The organism is Dermabacter jinjuensis, from assembly GCF_902381725.1.
In the GTDB taxonomy this organism is placed as follows: Bacteria; Actinomycetota; Actinomycetes; order Actinomycetales; family Dermabacteraceae; genus Dermabacter; species Dermabacter hominis.
In genome coordinates, this window is record NZ_LR698963.1 from 939,927 (window position 1) to 959,836 (window position 19,910).

16 protein-coding genes and 1 tRNA gene are annotated in these 19,910 nt (G+C 63.0%); 7 read left to right on the forward strand and 10 right to left on the reverse strand.

Annotation, left to right across the window (positions count from 1 at the left end):
• Nucleotides 1–102 precede the first annotated feature (102 nt).
• Entirely contained in the window at nucleotides 103–1,491 is a 1,389-nt protein-coding gene (locus FXY94_RS04070; protein ID WP_016663750.1) for an extracellular solute-binding protein, read from the forward strand.
• A 39-nt stretch (nucleotides 1,492–1,530) separates the two neighbouring features.
• On the opposite strand, the gene FXY94_RS04075 is transcribed toward FXY94_RS04070, so the two are convergent.
• Genes FXY94_RS04075 through FXY94_RS04085 form a run of 3 tightly spaced genes read right to left on the reverse strand, consistent with a single transcriptional unit; the run spans nucleotide 1,531 to nucleotide 4,635 of the window.
• On the reverse strand, nucleotides 1,531–2,397 hold the full coding sequence (locus FXY94_RS04075; RefSeq protein WP_016663751.1) for a carbohydrate ABC transporter permease: 867 nt from the start codon (nucleotides 2,395–2,397) through the stop codon (nucleotides 1,531–1,533).
• Between the two features lie 13 nt (nucleotides 2,398–2,410).
• Nucleotides 2,411–3,331, reverse strand: a complete 921-nt coding sequence (locus FXY94_RS04080; protein WP_016663752.1) for a carbohydrate ABC transporter permease — start codon at nucleotides 3,329–3,331, stop codon at nucleotides 2,411–2,413.
• Nucleotides 3,332–3,336: 5 nt separating this feature from the next.
• Nucleotides 3,337–4,635 (reverse strand): extracellular solute-binding protein, encoded by a 1,299-nt coding sequence (locus FXY94_RS04085; RefSeq protein ID WP_016663753.1) that lies wholly within the window; start codon nucleotides 4,633–4,635, stop codon nucleotides 3,337–3,339.
• 414 nt (nucleotides 4,636–5,049) lie between these two features.
• On the opposite strand from FXY94_RS04085, the gene FXY94_RS04090 reads away from it, so the two are divergent.
• Entirely contained in the window at nucleotides 5,050–5,673 is a 624-nt protein-coding gene (locus FXY94_RS04090; protein WP_016663754.1) for an NUDIX domain-containing protein, read from the forward strand.
• Between the two features lie 59 nt (nucleotides 5,674–5,732).
• On the opposite strand, the gene FXY94_RS04095 is transcribed toward FXY94_RS04090, so the two are convergent.
• Complete coding sequence (locus FXY94_RS04095) at nucleotides 5,733–7,025, reverse strand: type 2 periplasmic-binding domain-containing protein (RefSeq protein ID WP_016663755.1); 1,293 nt, start codon at nucleotides 7,023–7,025, stop codon at nucleotides 5,733–5,735.
• 233 nt (nucleotides 7,026–7,258) lie between these two features.
• Between FXY94_RS04095 and FXY94_RS04100 the strand changes: the two genes are divergently transcribed.
• Genes FXY94_RS04100 through FXY94_RS04120 form a run of 5 tightly spaced genes read left to right on the forward strand, consistent with a single transcriptional unit; the run spans nucleotide 7,259 to nucleotide 14,430 of the window.
• Entirely contained in the window at nucleotides 7,259–10,450 is a 3,192-nt protein-coding gene (locus FXY94_RS04100) for an alpha-mannosidase (RefSeq protein WP_016663756.1), read from the forward strand.
• Nucleotides 10,447–11,502, forward strand: coding sequence for an alkaline phosphatase family protein (locus tag FXY94_RS04105; RefSeq protein WP_016663757.1), 1,056 nt, complete (start codon nucleotides 10,447–10,449; stop codon nucleotides 11,500–11,502). The genes FXY94_RS04100 and FXY94_RS04105 overlap by 4 nt, the downstream gene beginning before the upstream one ends.
• Nucleotides 11,503–11,510: 8 nt before the next feature.
• Nucleotides 11,511–12,173: an HAD family hydrolase gene (locus FXY94_RS04110; RefSeq protein ID WP_016663758.1), complete on the forward strand. Its 663-nt coding sequence runs from the start codon at nucleotides 11,511–11,513 to the stop codon at nucleotides 12,171–12,173.
• Nucleotides 12,170–13,693 (forward strand): beta-N-acetylhexosaminidase, encoded by a 1,524-nt coding sequence (locus FXY94_RS04115; protein WP_016663759.1) that lies wholly within the window; start codon nucleotides 12,170–12,172, stop codon nucleotides 13,691–13,693. The genes FXY94_RS04110 and FXY94_RS04115 overlap by 4 nt, the downstream gene beginning before the upstream one ends.
• A 59-nt stretch (nucleotides 13,694–13,752) precedes the next feature.
• Nucleotides 13,753–14,430 carry a metal-dependent transcriptional regulator gene (locus FXY94_RS04120; protein WP_040386438.1) on the forward strand — a complete coding sequence of 226 codons (678 nt, stop codon included), beginning with the start codon at nucleotides 13,753–13,755 and terminating at the stop codon, nucleotides 14,428–14,430.
• Here FXY94_RS04120 and FXY94_RS04125 read toward each other — a convergent pair.
• The 6 genes from FXY94_RS04125 to FXY94_RS04150 all read right to left on the reverse strand — a co-directional run bounded on the left by FXY94_RS04125 (nucleotide 14,414) and on the right by FXY94_RS04150 (nucleotide 19,867).
• Complete coding sequence (locus FXY94_RS04125) at nucleotides 14,414–15,280, reverse strand: metal ABC transporter permease (RefSeq protein WP_016663761.1); 867 nt, start codon at nucleotides 15,278–15,280, stop codon at nucleotides 14,414–14,416. The genes FXY94_RS04120 and FXY94_RS04125 overlap by 17 nt on opposite strands.
• The gene (locus FXY94_RS04130; protein ID WP_016663762.1) at nucleotides 15,277–16,209 is read right to left on the reverse strand and encodes a metal ABC transporter permease; all 933 of its coding nucleotides are present in this window, start codon (nucleotides 16,207–16,209) and stop codon (nucleotides 15,277–15,279) included. Before FXY94_RS04130 ends, FXY94_RS04125 begins: the two co-directional genes overlap by 4 nt.
• Nucleotides 16,206–16,934 (reverse strand): metal ABC transporter ATP-binding protein, encoded by a 729-nt coding sequence (locus FXY94_RS04135; RefSeq protein WP_051120618.1) that lies wholly within the window; start codon nucleotides 16,932–16,934, stop codon nucleotides 16,206–16,208. Before FXY94_RS04135 ends, FXY94_RS04130 begins: the two co-directional genes overlap by 4 nt.
• A gap of 53 nt (nucleotides 16,935–16,987) precedes the next feature.
• A complete protein-coding gene (locus FXY94_RS04140) occupies nucleotides 16,988–17,929 on the reverse strand; it encodes a metal ABC transporter substrate-binding protein (protein ID WP_016663764.1) in 942 nt (313 codons plus the stop codon).
• A 528-nt stretch (nucleotides 17,930–18,457) separates the two neighbouring features.
• Complete coding sequence (locus FXY94_RS04145; RefSeq protein ID WP_016663765.1) at nucleotides 18,458–19,630, reverse strand: hypothetical protein; 1,173 nt, start codon at nucleotides 19,628–19,630, stop codon at nucleotides 18,458–18,460.
• A gap of 152 nt (nucleotides 19,631–19,782) precedes the next feature.
• Nucleotides 19,783–19,867: transfer RNA gene (locus tag FXY94_RS04150), tRNA-Ser, on the reverse strand.
• Nucleotides 19,868–19,910 lie beyond the last annotated feature (43 nt).

The window sequence follows — 19,910 nt, forward strand, 5'->3', positions numbered from 1 at the left end:
CCAGTCATCGGTAGGCTACGGGAGTCTCCCCGGCCCCTCGCGTGGAGTACGGGGCAGCTTAGCCACGCACACCGGTGGCCCGCGAACGAGAGGACCGCCATCATGCACCACGCCGTGAGAGTCACGAACCGGCCGTCGCGCCGAAACTTCCTCACGGTGACGGGCGGTGTGGCGGCAACGCTCCCGCTGTCGATGCTGACCGGGTGCGCGAGCGAGCGCGACGCCTTGACGCTGCGGATCGCGTTCCAACAGTTCGGATCAGACACGAACCTCGAGCAGTGGCTGACGGGAGTAGCCGCGAGCTTTACCGCGAAACACCCGGAGGTGAAGGTCGAGCTCGTGCCGATCGTGGCCGCGACGAATGACTACTTCACGAAAAATGAGCTGCTCATGGCCTCGCCGCGCAGCTGCCCGGACGTCGTGTTCGAAGACTCCTTCATTCTCCAATCCGACATCGCCGCCGGTTACCTTCAACCGATCGATGATCTCGTTGACGCGTGGGAGGCCTGGGAGAGTTTCTACCCGGCCTCCAAGGAGGCTGCCAAGGACCCCGAGGGGCGCGTGCACTTTATTCCCACCGAGACCGATACGCGCGGCATCTACTACCACAAGAGAGTGTTCGAGAAGGCGGGACTTCCCACCGAGTGGCAGCCGCAATCGTGGGAAGACATCGCCGAGACTGCCGCGGTCATTCGCGACGCCGACATCGGCGCGACCGGCATGTTCATGTACTGCGGAAAAGCGCAGGGCGAATCAGCCTCGATGCAGGGCCTCGAGATGCTCCTCTACGGCACGAACGACACGCTCTACAATCCCGAGACGAAGAAATGGGTTGCGGGCTCGCAGGGCTTCATTGACGCGCTCGCGTTTTACAAGCGCCAGTTCGACGAAGGGCTCACGCTCCCCGCAGCCCGCCACTTCGACCCGAATCTCATGGACGCCGTGCAGGCTACGATGTTCCCCGCGGGCGAGCTCGGCATCCTCATCGATGGATCGTGGATCTCATTCCTCTGGGCCGAAGGCAGCCTCGCCCCCTGGCCCACGTGGCCCGATGACGTCGGTGTCGCCTTCATGCCCACTCAGCACGGCGAGGCCCCCGGATCGACAACGCTCGCGGGAGGCTGGGGCTGGGCGATCCCCACGCACGCGCGTGATCGCGAGCTCTCGTTCGCACTCGTCAAGGAGCTATGCAGCCTCGAGCACCAGGTTCAGCGCAACATCACGGGAGGCACGCTCACGACGAGGAGGGACGTCGCGCAAAACGAGGAGTACAGGGGCTATTCGCCAACCGTCGGATTCTTCACCGACATGCTCGAGGGCGCCCATTACCGGCCCGCCTTCGCGGTCTATCCCGAGGTCTCCTCCGCGATCCAGGACGCAATGGACACCGTGATGGTGGGTGACAAAACCCCGGAACAGGCAGCGGCCTGGTACGACGCGAAACTTGCCGAACTCGTTGGCGACGCGAACGTCGAAACCCGCAAAGCCTGAGCGTCGGGGGAGTAATCGCCCCGCTCATGAAAGAGCGGGCTAGGACTTCACCGCGCCCTCGGCGATACCCGCAATGAACTGCTTCGCGCCAATGATGAACACGATGATGAGCGGCACGACCGCGATCAGGGCCGAGGCCATGAGCATGCCGTAGTCACTTCCGTGGGCGGTCTTCAGCTGGCTCAATGCGACCTGAAGTGTGAGCTTATCCGGGTTCGTGAGCACAATGAGGGGCCACATGAAGTCGTTCCATGCGCCGATGAACGTGAACATGCCGAGGAAGGCGAGGGCCGGCCTGATGAGCGGGAGGCACACGTGGCGGTACTGGCGCAGGAAGCCACAACCGTCGATGCGGGCAGCCTCGAGCAACTCGGTTGACACCGAGTTCGTCGCGTATTGACGAAGCCAAAACACGCCGAACGCGCTTGCGAGCGACGGGAAAATCAGGGCCTTGAGGTCGCCGGTCCAACCGAGCTTGCTCATGAACAGGAACTGCGGGATGCTCGCGAGCTGGGCCGGCAGAAGGAACGTGGCCATGATGATGAGGAAGAGGCCTTTTTTGCCGGGGAACTCGAACTTCGCGAAGGTGAATGCGGTGATCGACGAGACGAAAAGCCCGAGTACCGTCACGGACAGGGCCACGACCAGGGTGTTGCCCATTGCCGCCCAAATGCTGATCTTCGAGGTGATGGTCTCGATGTTGGTGCCGAGACGATCACCGGGAAGCACATCCGGCGGGAACTTGAAGATCGCGGACGACGGGTGGGTCGCGAGGATGAACATCCAGTAGAACGGGAACAACGAGACGAGCGCGCCCGCCGTGAGCGCGATGTATTTGAGGATCGTGGTGATCCGAATCGGCTTGCGGCGGCGAACAATCGTGTCCGTATGAGTCTGAGCTGTCATGTCGAGGCGCCCCTTAGTCCTTGCGCTCGCGGGTCACGAGCCAGTTGATGATCGAGAAGAACATGACGACAACGAAAACGCCCCACGCAATCGCGGCGCCGTAGCCGTAGCGGTTCTCTTGGAAGGCCACCGAGTAGAAGTACATCACCATGGTGAGACCAGAGTTGTTGATGCCGCCCGCACTTGCTGCACCTCCGGAGTTCGAGGAGGTCAGCACCTGCGATTCGGTGAAGCTTTGGAGTGAGCCGATCGTCGACATCAGGGTGACGAACAGGATGATTGGCCGCAGCTGGGGGAGGGTGATGTGGAAGAAGATCTGCCACGAGTTTGCGCCGTCGAGTGCGGCGGCTTCGTAGAGGGATTTATCGATCGCCTGGAGGCCGGCGAGGATAAGCAGCGCGTTGTAGCCCACGAACGCCCAGGTCGTGAGGCATGAGATCGCAATCTTGATGCCCCATTCGGTTTGAAGCCACGCGATGTTCTCGAAACCGAACACGTTGATGATGGCGTTTGCGATACCGAATTGGCTCGAGAAGATCGAGCTGAACAGCATACCCATCGCGACCATCGACGTGATGTTCGGGATCAGGTAGATGACTTTGTAGGTCGTCGAGAACCTGAGGGTCGAGTTGAGCATGAGGGCGAGGATCGTCGCGAGAATGAGGGTGGGAACAGTGCCCATGACCCACAGAATCAGGGTGTTGACGAGGGATTTGTAGAAGAGAGGATCGGAGATCAGGTACTTGAAGTTGGTGAAGCCGACCAAGTCGAAGTCGCCCAACCCCGACCAGTTCGTGAACGCGAGCGCCATCGTGAAAACGACCGGCATCGCACCGAACACGAAAAAGAAGAAAAAGTACGGCGAGATGGCCAGGTATTGCGGCAGCGCCTTTTTGATGCGCGTCCCGAGTGGCCGGGGTTGCGGATTGTTCATATCTGTTACTTCACCTTGATACCGGCCTGTTCGGCGATGCGCTTAGCGGCCGTGACCGCGTCGTTCCACGCCTTTTCAGGGTCCTTGCCTGTCGATTCGATTTGTTCGAGCTCTGCAGTGAACGGTGCGATGACCGATTCGGAGTTCGGGTCTTCATACAGCGGGCGAACGGTTTCGGCGGCGGCGCTGAAGACCTCCGCGGCTTTTTGGCCGCCGAGGAATTCGACGGCACCGTCGACCTCGGGCATCGAGTGCGCCTCGGGTGCAGCGGGGAAGTTGCCGCTGAAGGTGTACTCGACTGCCTGGTTCTTCGCGTTGAGAATGAAGGAGATGAGCTCGAACGACTTCTTCGGGTCCTTCGCGCCCTTCGGGATAGTCAGGAACGAACCGCCCTGGTTGACGGCCTCACCAGGGTGCTTGCACACGCGCCACTTGCCGGCAGTTTCGGGGGCGTCGACTTTCATGTCGGCGAGGTGCCACGACGCGCCGAAGTCGGCGGGCAAGCGCCCTTCGTTGACAGCTGCCGCGGAGTCAGCGGTCTGCGAGTCAAGGGCGGCGTTGATGCCGGCAGCATTCGCCTTGACCGAGAGATCCCAGGCCTTGCGGATGTGGTCCTGATCGCCGATGAACATCTGGTTCTCATCGATAAAGCCCTTGCCGCTTTGGCGGTAGGCGGTGCTGAAGATGCCGGCGCTGTTGCGGATCAGGTAGGTGCCAGGCTTCTTGGCGATGAGTTCCTTGCCGAGTTCGAAGTAGGCGTCCCACTCGCGAATCGCGGCTTCGAGTTCGGCTGGTTCGAAGGGGAGTCCTGCTTCTTCAAACACGTCGATGCGATAGAAGAGGGCGGTGGGGCCGATGTCGATCGGGATACCGAGCTGCTTGCCGTCTTTCGAGGTGGCCTGCTGCCATTTCCAGTCGAGGTAGTCGCCCTTGATGTCTTTCGCGCCGAGTTCGTTGAGATCCTCGAAGTAGTCGGTCTTCGAGAGGAAGAAGGCGATGTCTTCGCCCTTGACGCCGGTGATGTCGGGAAGGCCGGAGCCGGCGCTGAAGGTGGTCGTGAGCTTCTGCTTGAAGTCGCCACCGATGACATTCTGGCGGAAGTTGATGTCGGGGAACTGTTCTTTGACGGCCTTGAGGGTGTCCTCGCTGAAGCCCTCGGGCCAGGTCCATAGAACGAAGTCCTTGTCGCTGCCGCCACCCGAGGTGGAGCCGGATTTACCGGTGGAGCAGCCCGTGAGGGCGAGAGCGACGGGGCCGAGGGTGAGCGCGCTGGCGCCCAGAAGCGAACGGCGTGAGATATCCATGGAAAACTCCGTAATTCGGAAAGCGTGAGGTTATAGGAGCTACTGAGTCCGCAGCCGTCGCGAACACGGAGCACTGAACCTTACTTCCGGGTATTGATGATGTGAATATTCGCGGGGATATAAAGCTATCCACACGGTTGGGGTTATGAATTGTGTGTGCCCCGCCGACGGTGGCGGGAAGGGCCGCGGTGCCCCAATTCGCTGGCTCCGCTGCCCGTTCGAGTATAGCGCGCGAGCGGGGGACTTTGCCCGCGCGCAGTGCGCGGTGTGCGGGCGGCTGCTCGTGCCCGAGAGCGCGTCGACTGTAATCGCATTAGATGCGCGGCTTTGGGTGTCTTTTGCAAATTGACGGGACAGGCTTTTGTCATCGAAAAGATCTGTATACAGATTATGTGGCCCGGGGTGGCGTGCGGGATGCGGCACGAGAGCGGTGCACTGGGCGAGGTGACCTCGACGAGCATCGACGAGAACTGTTGCCGGCGCATGCCGACCCTGACCGGGCTCAGGCCGCCTCGCTACCGTGGAGGCATGAGCGACCTCCTCCCGAACCCCTACTTCTACCAGCAGCTGCCTACCCTCTTCAGCTCGGGTGCGGCCGTGATCCGCGACGAGCACGGTCGAATCCTCGTGGAAAAACCGAACTACCGCGACCACTGGCTCTTGCCGGGCGGAGGCGTGGATGCCGGCGAGGACGCGCGAGAGGCCACCGCCCGGGAGCTGCGCGAAGAGCTCAACCTGGATCTTCCGGTCGGCCGGCTCCTTTCGGTGAGCTGGGTGCCGTCGAGCGCCGCCTACGGCGCACCGATGGGAGTTCACTTCGTGTTCGATGCCGGGGTGGTTCCCGAGGCGGAGCTTCGCGATCGAGTGCGTCTGCAGGAGGAAGAGCTTGAGGCGTGGGATCTCATCGACCCGCGGGACGCGGCGATTCTCTCGCCGTGGGGCGCCGAGCGCGTGTGGCATGCTCTCGATGTTCTTGAAGGCCGCTCTGAAGTCGACCTTTTCGTGGTTAAGCGAGGCGGGATCGCGGAAGCGCCGTGAGGTGGGGCAGGCGTCGGAATGGTCCGACGCTTGCCCCACCACCGGTGCTGCCGCTGTGATCACGCGAGTGTCAGGCCGGCCTGTTCGGCGATGCGCTTGGCGGCCGTGACGGCATCGCTCCAGGCCTTCGCCGGGTCCTTCTTCGACGATTCGACCTGCTCAAGCTCCGCGTAGAACGGCGCGTTCACGGTTTCGGAGTTCGGGTCTTCATAGAGCGGGCGCACGGTTTCGGCGGCGGCGCTGAAGACCTCCGCGGCTTTTTGGCCGCCGAGGAATTCGACGGGGCCGTCGACCTCCGGCATCGAGTGCGCCTCGGGTGCAGCGGGGAAGTTGCCGCTGTTCGTGTATTCGAGGGCCTGATTGCGGGCGTTCAGGATGAAGGAGAGTACCTCGAAGGACTTCTTCGGGTCTTTCTCTCCCTTCGGAACGGTGAGGAAGGAGCCGCCCTTGTTGACGGCCTCGCCGGGGTGCTTGCACACGTGCCACTTTCCGGTGGTGTCGGGTGCGTCGGACATGAGGTCGGCGAGGTGCCATGACGCGCCGAAGTCCGCGGGGAGGCGCCCGGCGTTGACCGCGGCGGCCGAATCGGTGGTTTGAGCGGCGAGTGCGCCGTTGATACCGGCGTCGTTCGCGGCGATCGCGAGGTCCCATGCCTTCTTGATGTGGTCCTGGTCGCCGATAAAGGTGCCGTTTTCATCGACGAATCCCTGGCCGGCTTGGCGCCAAGCCGTGCCGAAGACGCTCGCGGTGTTGCGAATGAGGTAGGTGCCCGGCTTCTTGGCGATGAGCTCCTTGCCAAGCTCGAAGTACTCTTCCCAGCTGCGGATGGCGGCTTCGAGCTCGGCGGGTTCGGAGGGCAGGCCCGCTTCTTCGAACACATCGAAGCGGTAGAAGAGGGCGGTGGGGCCGATATCGATGGGGATGCCAATCTGCTTGCCGTCCTTGGTTGTCGCTTGCTCCCACTTCCAGTCGAGGTAGGTGCCCTTGATGTCTTTCGCACCGAGCTCGTTGAGATCCTCGAAGTAGTCGGCTTTTGAGCAGAAAAATGCGATGTCTTCGCCCTTGACGCCGGTGATGTCGGGAAGGCCGGAGCCGGCGCTGAAGGTGGTCGTGAGCTTCTGCTTGAAGTCGCCACCGATCACGTCTTGGCGGAGGTTCAGGTCCGGGAACTCCTTTGTGACGGCGTCGAGGACCTTGTCTCCGTAACCTTCGGGCCACATCCAGAGCACGAATGCGTCGTCATTTCCTCCGCTCGACCCACCCTTGCCCGTCGAGCATCCACTGAGAGCGAGTGCGATGGGGCCGAGGGCGAGGGTGCTAGCGCCCAGAAGCGAACGACGTGAAAGGTTCATTGCGTACTCCGTAAGTAGGGATGAATGGTGGCGATCATTTTCCGCGACTAGTAGAAACCCGCGATGTTAACGGCCAGTAAATTTTGTGAGACCGAGACTTTTCACCTTGGTGACCCCATGTAGGCTTGGTCCGGCGCGCAAATGAACTGGCGTGCGAACGTAGGGCGAGGGGGCCGCTCGGTGCTCCTCGACCCGGAACCGAGCCGTGTGACAACCAGGTAGGGGCAGGTGCGATGTTTGATGATTCAACGCTCGTCGAGGACCGTATTGAACGGCTCCACGAGAGGCTAGGGAAAGAGCTCTTCCGCGTCCTTGCCCCGGTTGACGTCACCGCGTGGAAGTCCCCCGGCGAGCCCGTCGACTTCGCGACCGCCGCTGAAGCGAACTACGACCCGATCTCCTCGGGTGACCGCTGGGGCCCGGCGTGGAGCACGTGGTGGTTCCGTATGAAGGGCACCGTTCCCGCAGAGGCGAGAGGCGAGCGCGTGCACCTGCGGGTCGATCTTGGCTTCGAAGGTGATTGGGCAGGAAACCAGTCCGAGGGCCTCGCCTACACGACCGCTGGAACGCCGCTCAAGGGCGTGAACCCCATGAACCGCCTGATCCCGCTGACGGGCGAGGGGCTTCCCGCGACCATCGCGAAGGCGGGGGAGCGGCTTCTCGACGACAGCGGTGCCGTTGAACTCCTCATCGAGGCCGGCGCAAACCCCAATATGGGCGACTACATGAACAATCCCACCGACCTCGGGGACCTTTCGACGCGCCCGGACACGCCCGTGTGGACGTTCGGTGGTGCCGACCTCGTGGTGCGCAACGAGAGCGTGTGGCATCTGTGGCTCGACGTCGAGGTGCTCTGGGGCGTACTCAAGGAGCAGCCCAAGGGTTCGACACTGCGCGCGACCCTTCTGCGCAGGCTCGAGGAAGCCGCGGACGTCGTCGATGCTCAGGGCATCCAGGAGGGGGCCGACGCCGCCCGGGCCCACCTCGCTCCCGTGATCGCAAGCAGTGCCGGTAACTCCGCCCAGATCATGAGCGCCGTTGGCCACGCCCACATTGATTCAGCTTGGCTGTGGCCCCTGCGTGAGACTCGCCGCAAGGTCGCGCGCACCTTCTCGAACGTCCTTACCCTTGCCGAGGATTACCCCGAATTCACGTTCGCGTGCACGTCTGCGCAGCATTATGCGTGGCTCAAGGACGGGGCCCCGGCGCTCTTCGCGCGCGTGAAAGAATCGATTGCGAAGGGTCAGTGGCACCCCGCGGGCGGCATGTGGGTTGAATCCGACACCAACCTCCCCGGTGGCGAGGCTCTCGTTCGTCAGTTCACCGTGGGGCTCAACTGGATGGAGCGAGAGCTTGGCGTTGCCCCCACGTGCACGTGGCTTCCCGACTCATTCGGCTACACGGGGGCGCTCCCGCAGATCGCACGTTTGAGTGGCATGACCACGTTCTTCACGCAAAAGCTCAACTGGAGCCAAACGAACACGCTCCCGCACCACACGTTCTGGTGGGAGGGGATCGACGGCACCCGCATCTTCACGCACTTCCCGCCCGTGGATTGCTACGACTCGATCGTGAGCGCCGAAGAGGTCTTCAAGGCCGAGCGGAACTTCAAAGAAAAGGGCCGAGCAAAGCGCTCGCTGCTTCCGTACGGCTACGGCGATGGCGGCGGCGGCCCCGTCGCGGAAATGGTGGAGCGCGCCAGGCGATTCGCCGACATGGAAGGTGCGCCCCGCGTGGAGTTCGATTCCCCCGACGGCTTCTTCGACAAAGCGCGCGAGGAGTATCCCGACGCCCCTGTGTGGAGCGGCGAGATGTATCTCGAGTTCCACCGCGGCGTGTACACGAGCAGCGCTGAACTCAAGCGCGGTAACCGGGAGGTCGAGGCGAAGCTCGCCGTCCTCGAATGGCTCGGCGCTCTCGCCACCGAGCGAGGAATCGACTACCCGCTCGCTGAGGTCGAGGAGCTGTGGCAGCGCGCCCTTCTCCTCCAGTTCCACGACATCCTGCCGGGCTCGTCGATCCACTGGGTCAACCGCGAGGCGCGTGCCGAGTACGAGGCGCTGCGCACCGATATCGAAACTCTCATCGACTCGCTCCTCGCCTCCCGCGCGGGTGGGGGCACGGGCTCGGTGGAGGCCCTCGACGGCGACAGTGGTCAGGCCGCGGCGCTCGCGGGCTCTGAGGTCACCGTCGTTAACCCGTCGCCCGTGATCCGCCGCGAGGTGTGGGAGCATTCCGACGGTTGCTCACTCATCGAGGTTGCCCCTCTTTCGAGTGCTCCCCTGAGTGCGCTCGAGGTGTCGCCCACGAATCCGGTGACGTGCGAGACGCGCGGGAGCGATATCGTGCTTGCCAACGGCCTCGTGGAGGTCGTGATCGATGCAAACGGTCTGGTCTCGTCCATTCTCGACCTCGACGCGGGCGGCCGCGAGCTGCTCGCCGCAGGCCAGAGGGGCAACGCCCTCAGCGTCCACCCGGATTTCCCAAGCTGCTTCGATGCGTGGGAGCTTCAGCACCAGTACAAGCGCAGCGAAACAGTGCTTGAGGAAGCGCTCGAGGTGAAGGTCGTGACGAAGACGGCGCTTCGCGCGTGCGTCGAAGTACGCCGCACCCACGGAGATTCCACCTTCACTCAGCGCATCACGCTCGATGCGGACGCTCGTGCCGTTGACTTCGAGGTGCATGTCGATTGGCGCGAGAAGCATCGCGTACTGCGCGTGGGCTTCCCGCTTGCACTCAATGCCCGCACGGATCGTTCGGAGATCCAATTCGGGCATATCGACCGTGCGATCGCGAAGAACACTTCGTGGCAGGAAGCGCAGTTTGAGGTGAGCGGCCACCGCTGGGCGCTCCTCGAAGAACCCGGCTACGCGGTTGCCTTCGCCAACTCGCAAACATACGGGCACGACGTCCGCGTGCTTGACGCCGCTGCCGCCGACCGTCGCGGTGGTGTCGCGTTTGGCTACACGCTCTTGCGCTCGGCCACGGCGCCCGACCCGGAAGTCGATCTCGGTGAGCACACGCTTCGCTACAGCCTCGTGTGTGGTGCGGATCTCGCGCACGCGCACGCCGCTGGCCTCCGCCTGACGCAGCCGCTTCGCGAAACCGCTCACGCGCTCGAAACATCGGCCGTTGCGAGCATCGAACACCGTGAGGGCGACACTCTCGCTCTCATCGACGCCGTGAAGCCCGCCGACGACGGCTCGGGCGACCTCATCGTCCGTCTCCACGAGGCCGAGGGGCGTGCGGGCATCGCCCACGTCCGCTTCGCCTCCGCGCCGAGCAAAGTCCGCGCGACGAACCTGCGCGAAAAAGAAGCGCCGGAGGTCGCGCCCGGCCTTACCGCGTGTAGCGAGGACCCCTCGCTCTACGAGGTGTCGATGCACGAATTCCAGATTGTGACCCTAAGGGTGGCCCGCGCATGAAACTTCTTCTTATATGCCTCGACGGAGTGAGGGCCGACATCGCCCTTCCCGAATTCGTTGCGGCGGATCCGCACTTCGCGAAACCCGATCACGGCGCTGATCCCCGTTTTCGGGCAGTAAACGATAAGGGTGAGCCTGCCGTCGGACCCCACGACCCTCCGCTCGACCGCACCCTCCCGCTCGAGGAGGCCCCGAAGAATCTCGCGCCCACGCTCGCGCGGCTTGCTCGCGGCGACGAGCACTCGGGCGGGCACATCACGCCCATGTGGATGACGCCGCCCACGGACTCCGCGCCCGGCTGGTCCTCCATCCTCACGGGCTCCACCCACGAGGAATGCAACGTGTGGTGGAACGAATTCGTCGGTCACGATCTCGCGCGGCGCCCCGACATCCTCTCGCGCGTGTACTTCGCGAACCCCGCCGCGCGCACACTCGCCGCGGCCACGTGGGAGGCGTTCTGTGCGCCCCACGGGCTCGGCCCGCTGCTCCAGCACCGCTTCGACCAGCAGCGCACGGGCCAGCACCAGACGTTCCACCCCGACCTTAAGGACGGATTGGATCGCGCGGACGATGACGTTGCGCACTGGGCGACGTGGAAGCTTCTCCACGAGGGCCCCGACGCGGCGGTCGTGTACTTCGAGGGCGTCGACGGCGCGGGCCACGCGCACGGCGCCGAATCGGAACAGTATCGGGACGCGATCCGCCACGTCGATGAACTCACCCGTCACCTCATCAAGGCTGTTGCCGAGCGTCACGAGCAGCTCGGCGAGGACTGGCTCGTGGCCGTCACGACCGACCACGGCCACAAACCCGAAGGCGGCCACGGCGAGGACGAGGTCGAAGTGCGCCGCAGCTTCCTCATTACCCACCGCATCGGCGCGCCCTTGCCTGAGGTTCTTACCTCGCGCGACGTGCTCCACAGCGAGCAGGTCATGTGGGACCTCCTCGATGCCATGGGCGTGCGCCAGGGTAGCTACGACGCCGAAGGAGTGGGAGTGCTACGCGACATCGAGCAGGTGGGCCCCACGCGCAACCTCGCTTTCGAGTGGTGAGGGTGGCCGTGGCGGAAACACTCCCGAGCCGGGTTGCCGGCGTCATCTTTGACATGGACGACACACTTTTCGATTCGGAAAAGGCGTGGCACGAAGCAGCCGCTGCCCTGTGGCGTGATGCAGGGGGAGTCTTTCGCGGCTACGGAGACCGAGGCGGCACCGTCGAAGACCTCGCGAACGCGTTCCTTGACGAATTCGGGGGAGGGGACGAACGCGAAGAGCGCATGGGTGACGTATGCGCGAGACTCGAAGACGCGATCCGCGAGCGACTCGACGTCGACCTCGCGCCCATGCCTGGAGCCGACGCCCTCACGTCTCGCCTCGCCCAAGTGGTGCCGCTCGCGATCGGCTCCAACTCGCCGCAACGCATCGTCGAGCAGTGCGTGCGCGCGATCGGCTGGCAGGAGCGGTTCACCGCAGCCCTCGGCGTCAGTGCACACATGAACCCCAAGCCCGCCCCCGACCTCTACCGTGAAGCGGCCAGGCGCTTAGGAGCCGACCCTCGCGATTGCGTCATTTTCGAAGACTCGCCCACGGGAGCCCGCGCCGCTGTCGCTTCGGGCGCCTTTGTCGTGACGATCGGCGACGACGCGCGTGGAATCGGGACGCTGGCAGTCGATACTCTTAACGATGACATTGTGACCTCGTGGACACCGGAGCAGCTGACATGAGAACCCTTATTCCCGAACCAACAACCGTGCGCGAGCTGGACGGCCACTTCAGCTTCCCCTCGCCCCTGCCCGTGACCGGAGGCGGGCATGCCGCCGACTATCTCGAGGAACGCCTTTCCCGCGCGGCCGGCGTGCGCGTGTGCGAAGGCTCCGGCGGAGTGCTGTTCTCCCGCGACGATTCCCTCGGCGACGAGGCCTACCGCCTGCGCGTAAGCGCCGAGGGCATCCAGATTGAGAGCGCCGACGACCGCGGTGCCGGATGGGCCGTGCAGACGCTCCTCCAGCTCCTTCCGCCCGCAATCTACTCATCGGGCCCCATGGAGCCCTCCTCCCTCGTCGTGCCGTGCGTCGAGATCGAGGACGCCCCGCGCTACCACTGGCGCGGCTCCCACATCGACGTCGCCCGCAACTTCCTTCCCCTTGAGGGCCTCTACAGGCACCTCGAGGTCATGGCGATGCATAAGCTCAACGTGCTGCACCTTCACCTCACCGACGATCAGGGCTGGCGCATTCCCATCGAAGGGTTCCCGAAGCTCATCGAGAAGGGATCACGGCGCCCGGGAACCCTCGCGGGCCATCAGCCGCCGCCCGACGAAAACGACTGCGACGATGTCGCGGAACACGATGGAATCGAATGCGGCGGCTACTACACGCGCGACGAGATAACCGCGCTCATCGAACGAGCCGGAAAGCTCGGCATCCAAGTCGTGCCCGAAATTGACATGCCCGGGCACATGGAATCCGTCGTCGCCGCATACCCCGAGCTCGGCTGTGTCCCCATCGAACACCCGCGTACGTGTTGGGGCATCTCCGAACACGTTCTCGCCCTCACCGACGAAGCCGTCGAATTCTGCCGCGCCGTGCTTACCGACGTCGCCTCGCTCTTTCCCGGCTCGCCCATCCACGTGGGTGGCGACGAATGCCCCGGTAAGGAATGGCGCGAACACGGACCGTCGCGCGCAACCATGGAACGTATCGGTGCAACGACACCTGCCGAGGCCCAGGCCTGGTTTGAGAACGAAGTGTGCACGCACGTTCTCGGCATGAACCGCCGCGTGATCGCATGGGACGAAGTGCTCGACGGCACCGTGCCAGAGGGGACGACGGTCATGGTGTGGCGCAAATCCGAAGCGGTCGAGGCGGCGATGAACGCCGGCTTCGACGCTATCGCCGCGCCCACGGAGTTCACGTATTTCGACTACCGCCAGCACTCCGGAGAGGACCACCCGCTCACGATCGGCGGCAACCTCCCGCTCAGCAAGGTCGCGGGCCTCAGCGACCTCCTCGACGCCGTTGGCGGCGAAGGCAAAGGCGAACTGCTCGGTGCGCAATTCCAACTGTGGACCGAATACGTCCACGACTGGGTGAAAGCCGAGTACCTCCTGTGGCCCCGCGGCTGTTCGGTCGCGCAGCAGGTGTGGTCCGGTTCGGCCGGCAACGCACGTGAGCTCGAGACGATGAAGGCCCACCTCGCGCGCCTCACGGCACGCGGCCTCAACTGGTGCCGCACGGCGGAATAGCCTTTGATCGGCTCAGCCGTGAGCCGCTCATGAGAGTGCTGTGTTGCTACTGTGGTGGCGTGTCAGTAGAGAAGCTCTCCGGTAGCGTGCAGGATTACCTCAAGGCTGTGTGGGTTCTAGGCGAATGGTCGAACGAACCCGTGACGACCTCGAAGATTGCCGCGCGCGTGGGAGTTCGGCCGGCAACGGCATCCGAGACCATTAAGAAACTGGCGAAACAGGCGCTCGTGGAGCATTCGCCTTACGGGGCAATCACGCTCACGGAAGAAGGACGCTGCCTCGCCCTCGCTATGGTGCGCCGACATAGACTCATCGAGACCTTCCTCGTCGAAAAGCTCGGCTACGGGTGGGACGAGGTGCATGCCGAAGCAGAAGTGCTTGAGCATGCGGTCTCCGATCTTATGGTGGAGAGAATCGACGCCGCGTTGGCGCATCCCACGCGAGACCCGCACGGTGACCCGATTCCAGGGCCCGACGGAAAACTTGAAACGATCCCCGCGTTCCAACTCACGGATCTTGCGGCTGGGGAGTCGGCACGGGTGGAGCGAGTGTCGGATGCTGATCCAGCGCTTTTGCAGTTCCTCGCGGGGAAAGGGCTCACTTTTGGGGCGATTGTGCGTGCACGCGAAGCGGAGCCTTTCTCCGAGACGCTCGACCTTGAGGTCGACGGCGTGAAGGGGATAGCGGCGCTCGGCAAGACTGCGACTGACGCTGTGTGGGTCACGGTTCTCGAATAGAGGGGCGAACCCGAGAGAGCGCCGTGCGGGCGGCGAGTACGCAGAAAAAGATGAGGCCATAGACGACAGCCATGCCCGCGCTCGTCGCCGCGCCGAGCACGTAGGCGAGCCAAAACCCAGCGAGCGTTCCGAGCGTAGCGACGAGAACACTTCCGATCACCATGTCTCGAAGGTCTCTGGACCACAACCGCGCTGTCGCGGCGGGAATCACGACCAGGGCAAGTACCAGGACAGCGCCTGCGGCGTGAAAAGCGGCCGTCACGGTGAGCGATGTGAGAAACATGAACACCACGTTGATGGCTCCCGTGCGCACGCCGATTGATTGGGCGAATGCTGGATCGTAGGTGGTGACGGTCAATCGTGGGAACAACGCGGCGATTACGCCGATGTTAAGGGCGAGAACCGCGAGCATAACGTAGAGGTATTGCGGTCCAACGTCGATGCCACCGATGGTGAGAGGTGTCCATGCGGCGAGATTGACATCGCCCACCAAGACCGCGTGTTCATCGAGGTGGACATTGCCGAAATCGATCGAGATGAGAAGAACGCCGGCGCTGAAAAGAGCGGGAAAAACAAGGCCCTGCGACGCATCTCCCGCGAGCAAACGCGTGCGTGAGAGTGCTTCGCTTCCGAGCACGACGAGGAGCCCCGCACCTGCGGCGCCGACGATGAGCAGGGGAGAGGTAAGAGAGTGCGTCAGCGCATAGCCGATCACGACTCCTGGAAGAACCGCATGGCTCATACCATCGACCATCATCGAACTCTTGCGAAGTACGACGAAAACTCCGGGAAGGGCAGTAGCGAGTGCCGTCGTGACAGCTAGGGCACACGTACCAAGGATGAAGTTCACGGTTTCCTCCCTTGCCCGGGTGACGATCGAAAAGTGCGGCGCGTTGTCGAAGACGCGACCATGCGCGCAAGGATTCCACGTCGAGGGGCGCACAGGAGTGACACGACGAGAGCCCCGACGAGCACGAGAACGGTCACGGGTCCGCTCGGCAGTTCCCCGAGCGCGACAGATGCATAGGCGCCGAGGCTGCTTGCGCCCGCACCAACGAGAGCGGAGCAAAGTGTCATGGAGGAAAGCTCGCGGGTCCACTGGCGTGCGACCGCCGGAGGGGTCACAACGAAAGCCACCATGAGCACGAGCCCGACGGCTTTTACCCCCGCGACCGTGGCGATCGCGAGCATGGCGAACATGGCCGCATCGATCGCCTTGCCGTTCAGTCCGAGTACCGTGCAAAACTCCGGATCGAACGCGCGCAGCGAAAACTCTTTCCACAGGGCGAGCGTCACGAGGATTGCGCACCCGCCGACTACCGCGCTCGAGGTGATGTCGGCTTTCGTGAGCGTTGAGGCGTTACCGAAAAGAAACGCACCGATCCCACCCTTACCGGGGAGGGAACTTTTACTGATGAACTGAAGGAGCAGCATACCGGTTCCGAAAAAGAGCGAGAGCGTCGTGGCCATCGCGGCATCGATCGTGAGCGGTGTGCGAGACGCGACGATGTTCGCGACGAGATGCGCTGCCGTTCCGGTGACCGCCGCTCCTATGACGAGAAGAAGTGGCGAATGTATGAAGGCGCCCGGACCAAGCGTTGAAAAAAGGAAGGCGAGGAGAACCCCGGGGAGGGCTGAATGCGAGATGACGTCGCTCGCAAGCGACTGGTGGCGCACATAGGCGAAGCAGCCGAGCGCCCCAGCAATGGCTCCGATGAGGCTCGTCCCCACAAGAACAGTGCGGTAGGTGTAGACCGAAAGAAAATCGACGATGCTCACGAGTGGCCTTCTTCGCGAGAGACGAGGGCGCGCGAGAGACATCCATCGAGGTCATACGCGCGCCGAATAGCTACGTCTGTGAGGGTGCGTTCCACGGGGCCCGATGCGATGAGTTCAGTATTGAGAATCGCAACGTCAGAGCAAAACTCCCGAACAGTCGCAAGATTGTGATGAACGAGCACAACGGTGCGCCCTTTCGAGCGGAAGTCGGCAAGAACATCAAAGATTGCACGCTCGCTTCGCGCATCGACCCCTTGAAATGCTTCGTCGAGGATGAGGAGGTCTGGCTCTTGTACGAGGGCGCGGGCGAGAAAGACGCGTTGGCGCTGACCACCCGAGAGCTCATTAATGTGGCGTGTGCTCAGATCCTCGAGGCCGACCTGGCGAAGCGCCGCGAGCGCACGCTCACGCTCGCGGCGCCCCGGCCGGCGAAACCACCCGAGAGTGCCGTAGGTCCCCATTGTCACAACGGTGAGCGTGGTCGCGGGAAAGTCCCAATCGACGCTCAGAGATTGCGGCATGTACCCCACTCGCGAACGCGCCACGCGGAGGCTTTGCCCGAAAAACTCGGCCGTGCCCGTGAGGGGTGGAACGAGCCCAAGCATGGCTTTGAGCAGAGTGGATTTTCCCGCGCCGTTGGGTCCGACGATCGCCATGCAGGCGCCGCGTGCCACTTCGAGCGTGACACCTTTGAGGACGATATTTTCGCGGTAGGCGACTGTCATGTCGGTGACGCGACACGCGGGCGCGGCGACACTCTTAGCAGGGGGTTGCGCCGTCACTTCCCAAGCCCCTCCGCGACAGCGTCAACGTTGTGGGTGAAAGCTCCCAGGTACGTGTCGACCCCGGGTTCCGCTCCAAGGGAATCCGCGTAGAGCTCGGCATCCGAGATCTTGACGTCCCACCCTTTCGCGTGCACCGCTTCTTGGAGGCTCTTGATGGCCTGCGGGTTGGCCTGGTTGTCGAGGAAGATCGTGGGAATTTTCTTCGAGGCGATCAGGGTTGCGAGATCGTCGATTTCCTTTGCGCTCCGCTTGGCTTCCGTCGAGATGAAATCGGTCGCGTGAACCTCGAGATCGAAATGCTTTCCGAAATAGTTGAAGGCGTCGTGCCCCGTCACGAGGATGCGGGGCGCATCGATCTTTGCGAGTTTTGCGTCGGCCTTACTCACTGCTGCGCGAATTTTCTCCTTGTATTTCTCGGCGTTCGCGCGATAGGTTTTTTCGTTTTTGGGGTCGGCCTCGGCGATCTTGTCGGCAACCGAGTCAACGGCGATGAGCCATGCTTCAGGGCTGTTCCAGATGTGAGGGTCATGGAGCGGGCGCCCTTTGTCGTCCTTTTCTGGCCACGGCAGGAGAAGCTTCTCAGGGACCTTCGAGCCGACAGCGAGTTGACGATCGCCGAAGCTTTCGAGCTGAGAGGTCATGTGGGCCTCGAGGTTCAAGCCGTTCCAGAAAACGAGGTCGGCGCTTCGCATTTTTTCGATGTCTTGGGTGGAGGGCTGGTAGGTGTGGGGATCCCCTCCGGGGCCCACCATCGTCGTGATCTCGGCGTCTGGGGCGATGTTCGCGACGGCATCGGCGAGGTAGCCCGTCGTCGCGTACACGGAGAGTTTCTTGCCGTCGTCTTGGCGTGTGGTTTGGCCTGAGCAGCCAGTGAGTGCGAGCGCCATGGCAGCGAAGGCAACGACGGCAGCGCGTGCTGACTTTCGAAGGTTCACGTTATCCCTTTGATGCTGGAGTGAAGACGTGCCGAGCAGGCGTGCATCCGTGCACGTCGGATGTCGACCCGTCTCTCGCGCCCTATGACGCGAGAAATCCAGGATGCACTAACAAAGAAGTTAGGGCAACCTAAACCTGTGGGTGTTGTGTGTCACGAGAGCGCGGTCGAGCAAGGAAGATGCATCGTTATGCTCCCTCGCGCCTCGATTTAACCGTGGGTCGATTTCTCTCGATTAGCCGGGTGTCCTGGAGTGCTACGTATGGAGCATCGAAGGGGGCCGCTTCGTGTTCGACGTTGACATAGTTCCCGAGGGGAGCTTCGTGGGATCATCCGTTTACAGGAGGCGGAGCTTGCGGCCTAGGCGCCAGAGAGTTTCCTCGCGATCCGGGCAAACGGGGTGAAATCCCCGGCGGGGGAGCGAAGCACCTCGAGGTTTGCGATTCCGACGGTCGCCTGGCCACCGTCGGACTCCACCTCAAGAGCTGATGCCGCCAGGCCCAGCTTCCCGGCTACGCCAGTCCAACATTTAGCCTTGCGCGTTCTTCGCGGCCTGTGCACGTGCCGCATCATGTGCGAGGGCAAAGGCATCGGTGCTGCGCATGAAATCTCGTGCCCACTCCGCTCGTCTCGTGGCCGCACGTCGGTACTGACTGCGCTGAACCTTGTCCCCGGAAGTAGCAAACCCCTGCACGTTCTCGAGCCTCTCAAAGTGTTCCATGACCTTCGCGAAGGCATCGTCGGGGGAGGCGAGAGCGTTCGTGACGCTCTCGCCGTTCTCGATTTCGTTGTACTGCCAGCGCCCCTGAGCGTTCCGCAGGGCCCACGCGGGGGCCCGGTCGCCAATCTCCCTGCGCAGGTACGCATCGGGTTCCTCGGCCACGGTGATGTCGATACGCGCATACCGATCGCGCACGGCGGGCGAGCAGCGGAAGAGACGGCGAATGTCCCGCGCGTCGAACCCGGAAAAGTAGGGAACCTGCCCTGCAAGGGAACCGTCGGACTGAATCAGGTGATTGAAGAGGTAACTCGCGCTACCGCTGCACAGGCGGTCACTGCCGGAGGTTAACGGAGAGAGGTACTCCTCGACGTAGTACACGCACGAAAGGATGGCGGCCATGTCGGCGGCAATGGCCCGATCGAACTCTTCCGTACTTTCGGGGCGGAACTCCCATGTTGCACTTCCGTATTCCTTGTAAATCAGGTCGCGGAAAGCATCAACGGCTTTGTCGATTTCGCCCGTCACGCGTGGATCCCCTTCACCGGAATCTTTCGTCGAAAACCGATGCCTAACGTGCTTATCCGCACGATCGGCGAACACGAGCTTCCACGTACCGCCTCCGTCGCTCCTTACGTTACGAAAGATCCCATACGAAACCGGTAAGACCCGGCTCGTCGCCGTGGTCACCATGTTTACACCCTTAATTTCGCCCGGCTCGCTCCCCTCAAATTTCTCGTCGAGGTCATCTTTGAGGGATCGAAGGAAGCGATCGGGGGCCCCGCTCCTCGGCCGCACACGCCTTAGCTCACGAATGTGGAAACCCGAAATGGGGTCGATGACACTCTCGGCGTGCAACTCATCGAGAAAGAGGCTCGCGGCAATCTTCGTGGGGAAGTGGTGCTCGGGCGGCTCCTGCGAGCACGCCTCTGCGCTCTGTGCGGTGCACTGTTGAATCTTGTCGAGCGGGGTAATGTGCCACATGCGGGACTCCAGGCGCCGGTCGTCGCTTCGTCGTGATTGAAAGGGGCGCGCACCGAGTTTACGTACCGGTTCTGGTGGAACTGCGAGAGCCCCAGCGCGAAAAACGGGCACCGGCCCAACCATGAAGGCTGAGGCGGTGCCCGTTCAATCAGCGGAGGATAGGGGATTTGAACCCCTGAGGGCGTGAACCCAACACGCGTTCCAGGCGTGCGCCATAGGCCGCTAGGCGAATCCTCCAGTTCGCTGCCGTGGGCGGGACATACCCGCCACAAAAGGCAAC